A 13,899-nucleotide genomic window follows, 5' to 3' on the forward strand; every position below is an offset into this window, starting at 1 on the left:
GGAGTGACGACGTGCGAATTCTGCTGACGAACGATGATGGTATCCACGCTGAAGGCCTCGCAGTTCTGGAGCGGATCGCACGCAAGCTCTCCGACGATGTCTGGGTTGTCGCTCCGGAAACCGACCAGAGCGGCCTCGCGCATTCGCTGACGTTGTCGGAACCGCTTCGCCTTCGCCAGATCGATGATCGTCATTTCGCATTGCGCGGCACGCCGACCGATTGCGTCATCATGGGTGTGCGCCACGTTCTGCCGGGTGCGCCTGATCTCATTCTTTCGGGCGTGAACTCCGGCGCGAATATTGCCGACGATGTCACCTATTCGGGTACGGTTGCCGGCGCCATGGAGGGCACGTTGCTCGGTGTGCGGTCTATCGCGCTGTCGCAGGAATATGAATATGAAGGCGATCGCCGCATCGTGCCGTGGGAAACGGCGGAAACGCACGCGCCTGACCTTATAAAAAAGTTGATGGAGGCAGGATGGCCGGAAGGCGTCCTGTTGAATCTCAACTTCCCGAATTGCGGTGCGGATGAAGTTAAGGGAACGCGCGTCACAGCTCAAGGCAAGCTCAGCCATGATGCCCGCCTCGATGAACGTCGCGACGGGCGTGGCTTCCCGTATTTCTGGTTGCATTTTGGTCGGGGCAAGGCGCCGGTCGCCGACGACAGCGACATTGCAGCCATTCGTTCTGATTGCATTTCTGTAACCCCGTTGCACCTCGATCTGACCGCGCATAAGGTTCGGGCAGAATTGAGCGCAGCACTTGGGGTTGTAGAACTTGGGGGTTGAAGCATGAGGCAGGCAGCGTCTGAGCGCCCACGGCTTTCGGACAGAGAAGGATTCGCATCCTTCGTTATGCGAATGCGCGGATACGGGATTGACGATCCGCGCCTTTTTGCAGCCATCGAGTCCACACCACGCCAGAGCTTTCTCGCGTCGTCATGGTCTCATCTTTCCTACAGCTCCCGTACTGCGCCGCTTGACTGCGGCGAGTACATGGAGGGCATTGATGATCAGGCTCGCGCCATCGCCGCGCTCAAGCTGGAACCCGGCCATCGTGTGCTGGAGATCGGAACCGGCTCCGGTTTCACGGCTGCTGTTATGTCTTCGCTCGCCGGTCGTGTCACAACGGTCGAACGTTATCGCAAGCTCTGCGACCACGCCTTGCAGCAATTCGTGTCGCTTAAGCGCGAAAACATCATGGTCAAACATGCCGATGGTCGCCATGGAATGCCGGGTGGCCCCTTTGACCGCATCCTGATCTGGCTTGCCTTCGACGAAGTGCCGCGTCATTTCGTTGATCTTCTGGCAACGCATGGCGTGCTGATCGCTCCGATCGGTCCGGGAGATGGCCGACAGATCATGACACGTATCGCCAAGGTCGGCAGCCGATTCGAGCAGGAGGACCTGATGGTGGTCCGCTATCAGCCTTTCATCGAGGGCGTTTCGTCCGTTCTGTGAACGGAGCGCGTATCGATTCGTCAAAATGATGGCTATCAGGCTCTCTTTGGCAGCGCCAGGGAGGGCTTTCGGTCGCTTTGTGCGCTTATGGTATTTAATTGGTGAATCTTTTTTCGAAGATTTGCCGTTCTTAACCAGAGAGTAACATTAACGCGTTTTAATCACCTTACTGAGTTTCGAGTATGGGCGAGTTGAACATGCGTTTACAAGTTTTGCAGCACACGTCTGAACGTCTCCTGCGGAATGTCGCGATCGTTCTGATTGCCGGTTTTGGTGCCGGGTGCAGTGCCGATACGATGCGCTTCACTGATGGTATCAGTACGGGCTCTACGTCCAGTCAGCGTGTCGCACAGCAGCCGGCTGGCGATCTTTATGCATCTGCGGCTCCCGTGGCTCCCGCATCGAGCGGTTCCGTTCAGCGCAATTCATTGCCTCCGGTGTCTTCGGCGCCGATGGCAGCACCGGTCGCGGCGGCACGGCAGTCGGTTCAGGCTCCGGTCGCAGCGGCATCCAATAACATTCAGAATCAGGTCGGGCAGGCGCAGGACATGGCCGCAAACCGTGTGAACAACACGGTCAATGCAGCAGAAACCAAAGTCGCCAGCGCGGCAACGTCTACGCGCAACACCGTAAATGGTGCGCAGGAAAAGGTTCTCGGGCAGCTTCCGGCGAACCCAGCCATGCCCCGGCCAACGGATAATAATATCGCGGTTGTCCCGCAGGCACCTGCCGTCAACGGCAAGAAGCCTTCGGCGAACGATATGGCTTCGGCAGGTGCAAATGCTACGACGCCGCCGGCGCCGAACGGTACTTACACGGTTAAGAGCGGCGATTCGCTCTTCTCCATCGCGCAGAAGCACAATGTTCCTGTCGAACAGTTGAAGAAGGCAAACGGTCTGTCGAACGGCGCTATCCGCGTCGGCCAGGCGCTCGTCATTCCTTCTGCTGCAGCGGGCAATGCAACGCAGGTCGCAGCGGTTTCACAGCCTCCGGAAAACCCGGCCAAGGCTGCCGCACCAGCCGCCAACGCCGATGTGAAGCCTTACACGCCGCCGCAGGCGAGCAACAAGGTGATCGAAGATGCCGAAAAGGATCAGGCGGCAGCGCCTTCTTCCACCGGTATTTCACAGATGCGCTGGCCGGTACGCGGCCGTATTCTCGCAAGCTTCGGCCAGCGTGACGGTACATCGGTAAGCGACGGTATCGACATCATGGTTCCGGAAGGCACATCGGTGAAAGCTGCTGAGAACGGCGTCGTCATCTATGCCGGTGACGGTCTCAAGGAGTTCGGACAGACCGTTCTGATCCGCCACGACAATGGCCTCGTCACCGTTTACGGTCACAACAGCCAGATACTGGTTCAGCGCGGACAGAAGGTTCGCCGCGGTGAAGAAGTTGCAAAATCGGGCATGAGCGGCAACGCGAAATCCCCGAAGCTGCATTTCGAAGTGCGCAAAAATTCGGCCCCGGTCAATCCTTCCAAGTATCTGGAATCGTGATCAAAATCTAACAACGAAAGAAGGCGGGCCAGAAGCCCGCCTTTCTTTTTTGGTTGGTTCCGTCTTCTTTACATTGCAATCCCGAGGCGACCTGCCAGATCCTGGATATATTGCCAGGCAACGCGCCCCGAACGGTTTCCGCGCGTGGTGGACCATTCCAGCGCTTCGGTATGCATCTTGGCCGGATCGTAAGCCAGCTTAAAATAGGCCGCATAGCCATCGACCATCGCGAGATAATCGTCCTGGCTGCATTTGTGGAAGCCGAGCCAGAGGCCGAAACGGTCCGACAGCGATACCTTTTCCTCAATCGCTTCCGAAGGATTGATCGCCGTCGAGCGCTCGTTGTCGATCATGTCGCGCGGCATCAGATGGCGCCGGTTCGAGGTTGCATAAAAGATCACATTGCCGGGGCGACCTTCTACGCCGCCTTCAAGCGCGGCCTTGAGCGATTTATAGGACGTATCGTCATGATCGAAGGAAAGGTCGTCGCAAAACAGGATGAAGCGATAGTCCGTATCCTTGATGAGGTTCATCAATGTCGGAAGACTATCGATATCCTCGCGATGAATTTCGATCAGCTTGAGCGGAGCGCGATCCGCCATTTCAGCGTTCACACTTGCCTGTGCAGCCTTGACGAGCGAGGATTTGCCCATGCCGCGCGCACCCCAGAGCAGAACATTGTTTGCCGGAAATCCTTTTGCGAAGCGCCGGGTATTGTCCACGAGCTGATCACGTACCAAATCTACGCCACGGATCAGTGCGATATCCACTCGGTTGACGCGCTTGATCGGATCCAGGGTCAGTCGTTCGGGAGCCCAGACAAAGCAGTCTGCGGCATCAAGATCGGGTGTTTTGGCTTCCGGCGGCGCAATGCGTTCCAGAGCGGCGATCAAACGGTCCAGTTTCTGGCTGAGTATGTCTTCGGTCGTCATTTCATGCCCCTGATGATAGGGCTAACGGCTTAACATGTCACAGCGGAGGCGAAAAGTGTGCGACCTTGGCGCAGGCGGGATCATCGCCGGTTGCATTTGGCGCGCTAACCATTGTAATGCCGATAATAATTTGTCTTCGAGACTTCAGAGGAGTTCCTAATGTTCGTAACACCGGCTTTCGCTCAGGCATCCGGCGGCGCTGTTGGACCAGATATGCTCATGAGCATTCTGCCGTTCATCCTGATCTTCGTGATCATGTACTTCCTTATCATCCGCCCGCAGCGGACCCAGATGAAGAAGCGTCAGGAAATGCTGACCCAGGTTCGTCGTGGCGATACCGTCGTGACCGGCGGCGGCATTGTCGGCAAGGTTCAGAAGGTTGTTGACGACAACGAACTTGAAGTCGAAATCGCTGAAGGCGTGCGCATCCGCGTTATGCGCAGCACGCTGATGGATGTTCGCGTCAAGGGCGAGCCCGTCGCCGACAACAAGAACAAGTAATTCTTTTTACGACACGCAGGCCGCGGTAAGGTTTCCATAACCGGGGCCTGCGCATTATTCGGTGCGCGCTAATATACGATGCGCGTGCCACGACGCCGGAGAGCGGTTCGCAACAGGTGAACTCCGGCATGCTCTATCCAAGCTGATACGGAATTGCTGCTCTATGCTCTATTTTTCACGCTGGAAATCTGCCCTGATCTGGCTCGCGGTTCTCGTGAGTTTCATCATCGCATCCCCTAACTTTTTCTCGCGTGAAACGCTGGCAAAACTGCCAAACTTCCTGCCGAAGCAGCAGATCGCCCTTGGGCTCGATCTCTCCGGCGGCTCACGTCTGGTCCTGCAGGTGCAGAATCCCGGACGAGGGGAGCTCGAGCGCACCGCAAATATCATGCGGCAGCGTCTGGAGGAGCTTGGTTATGGCAAACCTCTCGTCGAAGAGGAAAACCGCAATCAGATTCGGGTTGAAGTTCCCGGTGTCTATGACGCGCAGCTTCTGAAAGACATTCTCAGCGTTCGCGGCAATTTCTCTTTCCGCGCCGTCGACAGCACCATGTCACCGGATGATGCCATTCGCGGTACGCCGCCCGCTGACAGTGAAATCATCTATTCCTATGACGATCCGCCTGTCGGCTATCTCGTCAAGAAGCAACCGATCCTGACTGGCGCCAATGTGACGGATGCCAAGGCGACGCTGTCGGATGACGATAGTGAGCCTGTCATCACGCTGACATTGGACGATGCAGGCCGCAAAAATCTTGCCGAAGCAACATCGCATCTGGTTGGTGGTAGCTTTGCTATCGTCGTCGACAATCAGATCGTTTCCGCGCCTGCCGTCGATGAGAAGCTCGATACGAATGAGCTGCAGATTTCAGGTGCTTTCGATCTTCAGGCGGCCAACAATATGGCCGTTGTGCTGCGTTCCGGCGCGCTGCCGCAAGATGTAACGGTTCTGGAAGAACGCACGATTGCGTCGGCTCTGGGCGAGGACTATGCCAGCGCGGCCGCACTGGCAGCATTGCTTGCGGCACTGCTCGTCGGCCTGTTCATGGTCTTGTCCTACGGTATCCTCGGTGTGATCGCCATGGTCGCACTGGCCGTCAACATCATCATTCTGACAGCCATACTCTCGCTGATCGGCGCTTCGATCAGTCTCGCCAGCATTGCCGGTCTGGTACTGACCATAGGTTTGGCTGTTGACGCCCACATCCTGATTTACGAACGTGTGCGCGAAGATCGCCGCAAGGGCTATTCCGTTGTCCAGGCGATGGAATCCGGATTCTATCGCGCACTCTCGACCATCATCGACGCAAACCTCACCACACTTATTGCAGCGCTCGTTCTGTTTCTGCTCGGGTCGGGGACGGTTCATGGCTTCGCGCTGACGGTCGCGGTCGGCATCGGCACCACGCTCTTCACGACGCTCACCTTCACCCGCTTGCTGATCGCGCAGTGGGTGCGCACAGCCAAACCGAAGGAAGTGCCGAAGCGTCGTCTGAAACTGGTTCCGACTGTAACGCACATTCCGTTCATGCGTCTGCAATTCGTGACGCTCGGCATCTCGGTGCTGGCCTGCGCTATCGTGGTCGCGCTGTTCGTCAATATCGGCTTCAACTACGGCATTGATTTCCGTGGCGGTTCGATGGTTGAACTGCAGGCCCGCAGCGGTGACGCCAATATTGAAGACATCACCGAACGTCTTACCGAACTCAATATCGACAGCGCCCGCGTTCTGCCGGCAAAGTCTCCGCGCTCTGCCCTTGTCATTATCGGCAGTCAGGAAGTCGGCGACGATGCCGAACAAACCGTCGCGGTGAAACTGCGCGGAGAGTTCGAGCCGGACTACTCATTCCAGCGCGTTGAAGTCGTCGGGCCGACCGTTTCGGAACAGCTTTCGCGCGCCGGAGTTCTGGCGGTCATTCTGTCGCTGATCGGTATCTTCATTTACGTATGGGTCCGGTTCCGCTGGCAGCTCGCGCTTGGTGCGGTGCTTTCAACCTTGCACGACGTCATCATTCTCGCGGGCATGTTCATTGTCTTCCGCATGGAGTTCAATCTTTGGAGCGTTGCAGCAATTCTGACGATCATCGGCTATTCGCTGAACGATACGGTGGTGATCTACGACCGCGTGCGTGAGAACCTGCGCGTCTATAAAAGCGCACCACTGCCTGCCATCATCGATGCCTCGATCAACCAGACGCTGTCGCGTACCTTGCTGACGTCCTTTGTGACCTTTCTAGCGCATATTCCACTCTATGCCTTCGGTGGCGCGGATATTCGCAGCTTTGCACTGGCACTGAGCGTCGGTATCATTGTTGCAAGCTATTCATCGATCTTCATCGCCGCTCCATTGTTGGTTCAGTTCGGCCTCAAGCCGCGTGGGCCGGATGAATCCAGCGATCAAATGGATGATGAACTGGCGCAATCGCTGAATTTGGAAAGCTGAAAATGGCCAAAGGGATAGAGATACGCGAGGCCCATTTTCCGGGCCGTGCTCCCATTGACGCCTATGGCGACGGTGGATTCCGCTTTGCCGAAATGTCGCATCGCGGTTCCATTCTTTGCCTGCCTTCGGGCATTCATGGCTGGGAACCTGCGACGCCGCCGACACTGGCCAAAGCCGATCTCAAGATGATCCTTGAGCAGGCATCCGATATTGAAATTCTGCTGGTAGGCACGGGCATGGATCTGCGCCGTATTCCAGAAGACGTGCGCGCTATCCTGCGCGAACACCGCATTTCTTCCGATCCGATGAGTACAGGTGCCGCCGTTCGCACCTATAATGTGCTTCTGGCCGAAGATCGTGCGGTCGCAGCGGCGTTGATTGCTGTAGACTGACATCATGAACGAGAATGAGGCACATTGCCTGGCATTGCTTCGCCAAGCTGACCGGGACCGCTATCTGTCAGTGCTTTATGCGCCGGAGGATCATCGTGGCGGTCTGGCTGCATTATACGCATTCAACGCCGAAGTCGCGCGTATCCGTGATTTGGTTCACGAACCGCTGCCGGGCGAAGTCCGGCTGCAATGGTGGCGCGATCTCATCAACGGCGAGGCGAGGGGTAGTGCGGAAGCACATCCCGTTGCCGCAGCGCTGATCAACACCATTGAAAAATATGAGCTGCCTCGAACTGCTTTCGACAATTATTGCGAAGCGCGCATCTTCGATCTTTATGACGATCCGATGCCCAGCCGCAATGATCTGGAAGGTTATTGCGGGGAAACCGCATCGGCGATCATCCAGTTAGCCGGCTTTATACTGAACAGAGATGCCGCGCAGGCACAGACGGAAATAACCGGCCATGCTGGCGTGGCACAGGCCGTAACCGGCTTGCTTCGCCTTATGCCTATTCACCGGCGGCGTGGGCAACTCTATGTGCCTGCCGATATGTTGCAGGCAGTAGGTGTGACCCGCGAGACTTTCATTGCTGGCGAAGACAAGGCTGCTGTCGAGCGAGTGATCAGCATCATGCTGGCTTTCGCGCGTGAACATCTGGCGATTTTCGAGAAGAACAAGTCACAGCTGCCGAAGAGTCTTGTTCCGGCGTTTCTGCCTTTGGCGCTTGTTCCGGCCTATCTGCGAGCAATCGAACGCCTGGGCGCACAGGCTGCGGAAAAGGTGGCGGACATTTCAGCCATCCGGAAGCAATGGCTCATGTTCAGAGCCAACTTCTGAGTAGCCAGAACCGATGGGCTTCAGTTCAATCGAACCGAAGCCCATCGCAATATCACTCAGCCGGTTCTAGCCCCGAGCCCAGCCCCAACAAGCCCAGCCATTGACGGCAGTCAGCCAGAGCACGTGCGGAAAGCGCGCGTTTCTTGGCAACAGTCTTTTCCTTGCCGCGCAGACGCTTGCCTTCCGGCTTCGGAACATCGACGGGCGGGAAAAGCCCGAAATTCACATTCATCGGCTGGAACGAACGCTTGCCCGGTTCGTCGTCGGCAACGATGTGCCCACCCGTTATATGACCGAGCAGGGCACCGAACGCGGTTGTTCCGGGAGGTGGCGTCAACGTCTGCCCCAGCTTTTCTGCTGCAGTGAAACGACCTGCCAGCAATCCAATGGCTGACGATTCGACATAGCCTTCACAACCCGTCACCTGACCGGCAAAGCGCAGTGTTTCGCGTGATTTCAGGCGAAGCGTACCGTCGAGCAGCACGGGAGAATTCAGATAGGTGTTGCGGTGAAGGCCGCCGAGGCGGGCGAATTCCGCATTTTCGAGACCCGGAATCATCTTGAAGATGCCGGTCTGCGAGCCGTATTTCAGCTTCGTCTGGAAACCGACCATGTTGTAGAGCGTGCCGAGCGCATTGTCCTGACGGAGCTGCACGACGGCATAAGCCTTCACAGTCGGATTATGGGCGTTGGTAAGGCCCATCGGCTTCATCGGCCCATGACGCAAGGTTTCCGGCCCGCGTTCGGCCATCACCTCGATCGGCAGGCAACCGTCGAAATAGGGCGTGCCTTCCCATTCCTTGAAGTCGGTCTTGTCGCCTTCGACCAATGCGGCCACAAAAGCTTCATACTGCTCCTTGTCCATGGGGCAGTTGATATAGTCTTTTCCGGTGCCGCCGGGGCCAACCTTGTCATAGCGCGACTGGAACCAGCAGACATCCATATTGATCGAATCAAAATGGATAATCGGAGCAATGGCATCAAAGAAGGCCAAAGCATCCGCTCCTGTTTGCGCCTGAATGGCCTCAGCCAGTGAAGGCGCGGTCAGGGGCCCGGTGGCAACAATGGTCGTTCCCCATTCCTCAGGCGGCAGGCCGGTGACTTCTTCCCGAACGATTGTAATCAGCGGATGGGCTTCAAGCTTGGCAGTGACGGCCTGCGAAAAGCCTTCGCGGTCGACGGCCAGCGCACCACCTGCGGGAACTTGATGTGCATCGGCGCACGCCATGATGAGCGATCCCGCAAGGCGCATTTCGGCATGAAGAACGCCGACGGCATTGGTTTCGGCATCATCCGAGCGGAAAGAGTTGGAACAGACAAGCTCGGCCAGTTGCTCGGTCTTGTGGGCGTCGGTGCCGCGTACGGGGCGCATTTCGTGCAGTATGACGGGCACGCCCGCCTGCGCGAGCTGCCATGCAGCTTCAGAACCGGCAAGACCGCCGCCGACGACGTGAACGGGAGAAAGATCGGATGTGTTTGACATGGGCCATTCCCTTATCGCCTTTGCTGAACGCCTTCAATGGAGAAGGCTCGCTAAGGATGGGAATCGAGCCGCAAAAAGAAATGGCATCCGTCGCGGGAGGAGGAGCGACGGATGCCATTATGGTAAGACCGGCATTGGGAGGAGGAGAACCGGTCTTGTTATCGCAAAACCTGGGAGGAGGATGGTTCTGCGATGAACCAAGTCTGGTGGGAGGAGGATCCAGACTTGGAGAAACCCCTATCGGGAGAAACTGTGAGGCTCGTTAATTAACGGGCCTTGGTCTGGCGAGCCACGAACGGAATGTCCGCGCGGGAGATGCCAAGATCGTTCAGCTCACGGGTGGAGAGCTGGCTGAGTTCATTGACGGTGTCGCGGTAACGGCGCCAGTTGTTGTAAGAGCGGAGGAGGTTCATCGTGCTATTCCTTCATCGTTGAGGAACTGGATTTCTGTTCAATTCATCTCGTTTGTTGCCCATGATATAAGCTATTGTTTTCGCAGGTTGCAGACCCGAGTTTGCATAGCTGCTCTGCGGGTTCTGCACGACACGTTAAATCGATTAGACTGGTATGGCACAAAATTGCCGCAAAGCGATTTGATCCACTCTTTGCCGGCAGCGCAGTTTCCTATATGTTCTCAAACGCTTACGGTTGCGACAGCAACAACTGACAGAATGACCAGGAGCTAATTTGTCATTTTCCATTTCTGTTGAACGCCTGATCGAGAGATGGCAGCGGGACGGTCTGATCGATGCGGAAACAGCATCGAAACTGAATGCCGACCTTGAAAAGCGCGCTTCGGTCTTCAGCCTTGGTTCCGTTCTGGCCACGCTTGGCGGGCTGCTTCTTGGCGCAGCCGTTATCATGCTGGTTGCCGCGAACTGGCAGGAAATGCCGCGCCTCATGCGCATCGGCCTCATATTCGTTCTTATTTGGGTGAGTTATCTCGGTGGAGCCTGGCGGCAGTCTCGTGGTGACAAGCTGTTTCCGGCTACGCTCTATATTGTGGGTGCTGCATCGTTCGGGGCAGGGCTGGCGCTTGTGGGGCAAATGTATCATTTGTCCGGCGACATCCATTCCGCCGCAATCTATTGGTCCGTAGGCGTTCTGGTTTCGGCTTTTCTTCTGCGCGCGCCGGTACTGGCGGCTTTCGGCGCCGGTGTCGCCTGCTTTTATCTTTCGACCTACGTTTTTGATATGTCGTCCTATGATGACGTGACCTATCGCTGGATCGGACCGCTGCTTTTGCTGTTCGGCGCTGCAGCGGCCTTGTTCACGCGCTCGCGACATGCAGCCCATCTGTGGGCAATGTTCTCCATTGGCTGGGCTTTGCTCGTCTATGCGGAGCATGAGAGCAATACGGTGCTGGTGCTTATGCTGGTCGTGGGAATCGGTCTGATACTGGCTGACGGTTTTGCCCATGATACGGTGCAGAGACTGACCCGCTTCGCTCATCCGCTCGCGGCATACGGGCTGGCTCTCGCGCTGTTGGCGCTTGTCACGCTTCAGATCAACCAGATGTTCTCCTATTCCAGCGTTACCGCAAATCTGGATAGGGACATATTATATAGCATCTTCATACTGGCGCTCGCGATCGGGGCGATTGCTGTTGCCGGTCGAAATAATGGCGGCCTGCGTTCCATCGCCTATGCCGCATTTTCGATCCAGGTTCTCTATCTGGCTTTCGAGACGGTTGGCACCATGATCGGAACATCCGGCTTCTTCCTGACTGCGGGCATTCTCGTGCTGCTGCTGGCTGCTTTTGTGCGACGCATGGAGAACCGGTTCGGAAGGAAAAGCAGCGTGGAGGCCCGCCTATGACTATTCGGCTCAAATGGCTCTATGTCGGGGCAACCGTCACTGCATTGCTGCAAACCGGCATTCTTTATGCAGGCATAGAAAAGCGCGCCTCTGTCCTGCGTTCGGGTGCGGAAGTGACGCTGCAGACGGAGCCTTTCGACCCGCGCGATCTGATGCGTGGCGACTATGTCGTTCTGGGGTACGAGATTTCCAGTCTGTCCCGAAAGGATATTCAGGGCGAGCGTCCTGCCGGTTCGCGAACCGTCTATGTGGCCGTGAAGCCCGATACAAACGGGATAGCGCGGTTTTCACGCGCGTCATTCGTTCCGCTTTCAGACCTTACCTCCGGTGAGGAGCAGATTCGGGGCGAGGCTGCTTATTCCATATCCGATGATGCGGAATCGAATATTCGTCTCAATTTTGGCATTGAACGGTATTATGTACCCGAGGGGCAGGGACGTGCGATTGAAGACAGCCAGCGCGAGCGGCGGATTACTGCCGTTGTGGCGGTCGATCCGAACGGAACGCCGGTCATCAAAGCCCTGCAGGAAGACGGCCGGCAGCTTTATCAGGAGCCTCTTTATTGATCCTGTCATCACGCCCTGTTTCAAAAGGGTTGGCTGATGCGACAGGATCGCTATATAGAGACGGAAAGGGTAGGAAGAGCTCAGCCTGATCGAACCTTGTAAATCTATGCAAGGAAGGCGGCTTTTTTCCTTTGAACCGGGAAAATTGGATGATATAGAGACGCGCGCTTTCGAGGGGCGGTTCAATATCTGAGACGAATAATGGTGCGTTCTGAGGAATGTGCTTCGGTTCAGAAGCGGATGTGGCGAAATTGGTAGACGCACCAGATTTAGGTTCTGGCGGGAGACCGTGGGGGTTCGAGTCCCTCCATCCGCACCAACTGCCATAAGGCAAAAGAATTTCTCTCCCGCGACAAGGCAAACAAGCCGGTGACGGCGGGACAATGACAAGAAGTGAAGGTTTGAACATGCAGGTTACCGAAACGCTCAATGAAGGGCTGAAGCGCGAGATCAAAGTCGTGGTTCCGGCCAAGGACCTCGAAGCCAAGCTCGCAGAGCGGCTGGAAACTGCGCGTGACCGCGCCAAGATCAACGGCTTCCGTCCGGGCAAGGTGCCTGCGGCTCACCTCCGCAAGATGTACGGCAAGTCCTTCATGGCGGAAATCGTCAACGAAATCCTCAACGACTCGTCGCGTTCGCTTCTCGCTGAACGTAACGAAAAGTCGGCTACGCAGCCTGAAGTCATCATGTCGGAAGACGAAAAAGAGGCCGAACAGGTTCTCGACGGCAAGGCCGATTTCGTTTTCTCGCTGAACTACGAAGTTCTGCCGGCAATTGAAGTCAAGGACTTCTCGAAGATCGCCGTTACCCGTGAAGTCGTCGATATTTCCGATGAGGAAGTTGACGATCAGGTCAAGCGCATCGCTTCGTCGACCCGCGCCTTCGAAACCAAGAAGGGCAAGGCCGAAAACGAAGATCGCGTCACGATCGACTATCTGGGCAAGCTCGACGGCGAGCCGTTCGAAGGCGGCGCGGACAACGATGCGCAGCTCGTTCTCGGTTCGGGCCAGTTCATTCCGGGCTTCGAAGAGCAGCTCGTTGGTGTCAAGGCTGGCGACGAGAAGGTCATCACTGTGACGTTCCCGGCTGAATACGGCGCTGCCCATCTGGCTGGCAAGGAAGCTACCTTCGACATTACCGTCAAGGAAGTTGCCAAGCCGAACGAACTCGTTCTCGATGATGAAACTGCAAAGAAGCTCGGCATCGAATCGCTTGAGCGTCTGCGTCAGGTTGTTCGCGAACAGATCGAAAGCCAGTACGGCCAGATCACCCGCCAGAAGGTAAAGCGTCAGATTCTCGATGCTCTGGACGGCGACTACCAGTTCGCAACGCCGCAGAAGCTTGTTGACGCTGAATTCAACAACATCTGGCAGCAGATCAACTTCGACCTGCAGCAGGCTGGCCGCACGTTCGAAGACGAAGAAACCACCGAAGAAGCTGCTCGCGAAGAATATCGCAAGCTCGCTGAGCGTCGCGTACGCCTCGGTCTGGTTCTGTCGGAAATCGGCGAAAAGGCTGGCGTTGAAGTTTCTGAAGAAGAACTGCAGCGCGCTGTTTACGATCAGGTTCGTCGCTATCCGGGCCAGGAAAAGGAAATCTACGAATTCCTGCGCAAGACGCCGGATGCCGTTGCCAACCTTCGCGCCCCGATCTTTGAAGAAAAGGTCGTTGACCATCTGCTCGCCAACATCAACGTGACCGACAAGAAGGTCTCGAAGGAAGAGCTGACGGCTGAAGACGAAGATGCAGCTTCGGAAGCAAAGCCTGCCAAGAAGGCTGCTCCCAAGAAGAAGGCCGCTCCTAAGAAGAAGGCCGACGAAGGCAAGTCCGAAGAGGCTTGATCTTCACTTCCAGCATGAATTCGGAGAGGCCGCGCATAGCGCGGCCTTTTCGTTTTGCGATCATGGAAATGGTGGCTGAAAAGCTTGCATCCGGTGGGGCTTTGCTCTAGCCAATACAACAATCAG

The 13,899-nt window shown here is 56.5% G+C and carries 13 protein-coding genes and 1 tRNA gene; 11 read left to right on the top strand and 3 right to left on the bottom strand.

Features of this window, described 5'->3' with window-relative positions; translation table 11 throughout:
- The first annotated feature begins 11 nt into the window (after positions 1-11).
- The 3 genes from surE to dipM all read left to right on the top strand — a co-directional run bounded on the left by surE (position 12) and on the right by dipM (position 2,959).
- Positions 12-788 carry a 5'/3'-nucleotidase SurE gene (surE, locus tag KWJ32_RS16535; protein WP_012092210.1) on the top strand — a complete coding sequence of 259 codons (777 nt, stop codon included), beginning with the start codon at positions 12-14 and terminating at the stop codon, positions 786-788.
- A 3-nt stretch (positions 789-791) separates the two neighbouring features.
- The gene (locus KWJ32_RS16540; RefSeq protein ID WP_012092209.1) at positions 792-1,460 is read left to right on the top strand and encodes a protein-L-isoaspartate(D-aspartate) O-methyltransferase; all 669 of its coding nucleotides are present in this window, start codon (positions 792-794) and stop codon (positions 1,458-1,460) included.
- A 182-nt stretch (positions 1,461-1,642) separates the two neighbouring features.
- On the top strand, positions 1,643-2,959 hold the full coding sequence (dipM, locus tag KWJ32_RS16545) for a cell division endopeptidase DipM (RefSeq protein WP_012092208.1): 1,317 nt from the start codon (positions 1,643-1,645) through the stop codon (positions 2,957-2,959).
- 68 nt (positions 2,960-3,027) lie between these two features.
- On the opposite strand, the gene KWJ32_RS16550 is transcribed toward dipM, so the two are convergent.
- Positions 3,028-3,891 carry an ATP-binding protein gene (locus KWJ32_RS16550; protein WP_012092207.1) on the bottom strand — a complete coding sequence of 288 codons (864 nt, stop codon included), beginning with the start codon at positions 3,889-3,891 and terminating at the stop codon, positions 3,028-3,030.
- A gap of 159 nt (positions 3,892-4,050) precedes the next feature.
- Here KWJ32_RS16550 and yajC point away from each other — a divergent pair, with 159 nt between their 5' ends.
- The 4 genes from yajC to KWJ32_RS16570 all read left to right on the top strand — a co-directional run bounded on the left by yajC (position 4,051) and on the right by KWJ32_RS16570 (position 8,065).
- Positions 4,051-4,392 carry a preprotein translocase subunit YajC gene (gene yajC, locus KWJ32_RS16555; RefSeq protein ID WP_010661250.1) on the top strand — a complete coding sequence of 114 codons (342 nt, stop codon included), beginning with the start codon at positions 4,051-4,053 and terminating at the stop codon, positions 4,390-4,392.
- Between the two features lie 163 nt (positions 4,393-4,555).
- On the top strand, positions 4,556-6,835 hold the full coding sequence (secDF, locus tag KWJ32_RS16560) for a protein translocase subunit SecDF (protein ID WP_012092206.1): 2,280 nt from the start codon (positions 4,556-4,558) through the stop codon (positions 6,833-6,835).
- 2 nt (positions 6,836-6,837) lie between these two features.
- Entirely contained in the window at positions 6,838-7,227 is a 390-nt protein-coding gene (locus KWJ32_RS16565; RefSeq protein ID WP_012092205.1) for an Mth938-like domain-containing protein, read from the top strand.
- A 4-nt stretch (positions 7,228-7,231) separates the two neighbouring features.
- Entirely contained in the window at positions 7,232-8,065 is an 834-nt protein-coding gene (locus KWJ32_RS16570) for a phytoene/squalene synthase family protein (RefSeq protein ID WP_012092204.1), read from the top strand.
- 52 nt (positions 8,066-8,117) lie between these two features.
- Here the strand turns inward: KWJ32_RS16570 and trmFO are convergent, their stop codons facing one another.
- Both trmFO and KWJ32_RS16580 read right to left on the bottom strand, forming a co-directional pair.
- Positions 8,118-9,548: a methylenetetrahydrofolate--tRNA-(uracil(54)-C(5))-methyltransferase (FADH(2)-oxidizing) TrmFO gene (gene trmFO, locus KWJ32_RS16575; RefSeq protein WP_012092203.1), complete on the bottom strand. Its 1,431-nt coding sequence runs from the start codon at positions 9,546-9,548 to the stop codon at positions 8,118-8,120.
- 266 nt (positions 9,549-9,814) lie between these two features.
- Entirely contained in the window at positions 9,815-9,961 is a 147-nt protein-coding gene (locus KWJ32_RS16580) for a DUF1127 domain-containing protein (protein WP_006466676.1), read from the bottom strand.
- A gap of 274 nt (positions 9,962-10,235) precedes the next feature.
- On the opposite strand from KWJ32_RS16580, the gene KWJ32_RS16585 reads away from it, so the two are divergent.
- The 4 genes from KWJ32_RS16585 (at position 10,236) to tig (ending at position 13,773) form a co-directional block, all read left to right on the top strand.
- Entirely contained in the window at positions 10,236-11,366 is a 1,131-nt protein-coding gene (locus KWJ32_RS16585) for a DUF2157 domain-containing protein (protein ID WP_012092202.1), read from the top strand.
- Positions 11,363-11,932 (top strand): GDYXXLXY domain-containing protein, encoded by a 570-nt coding sequence (locus KWJ32_RS16590; protein WP_012092201.1) that lies wholly within the window; start codon positions 11,363-11,365, stop codon positions 11,930-11,932. The genes KWJ32_RS16585 and KWJ32_RS16590 overlap by 4 nt, the downstream gene beginning before the upstream one ends.
- Before the next feature lie 236 nt (positions 11,933-12,168).
- Positions 12,169-12,251, top strand: a tRNA-Leu gene (locus KWJ32_RS16595).
- Positions 12,252-12,339: 88 nt separating this feature from the next.
- Positions 12,340-13,773 (top strand): trigger factor, encoded by a 1,434-nt coding sequence (tig, locus tag KWJ32_RS16600; RefSeq protein ID WP_029376252.1) that lies wholly within the window; start codon positions 12,340-12,342, stop codon positions 13,771-13,773.
- Positions 13,774-13,899 lie beyond the last annotated feature (126 nt).

The organism is Ochrobactrum sp. BTU2, assembly GCF_024539785.1.
Classification (GTDB): Bacteria; Pseudomonadota; Alphaproteobacteria; order Rhizobiales; family Rhizobiaceae; genus Brucella; species Brucella anthropi.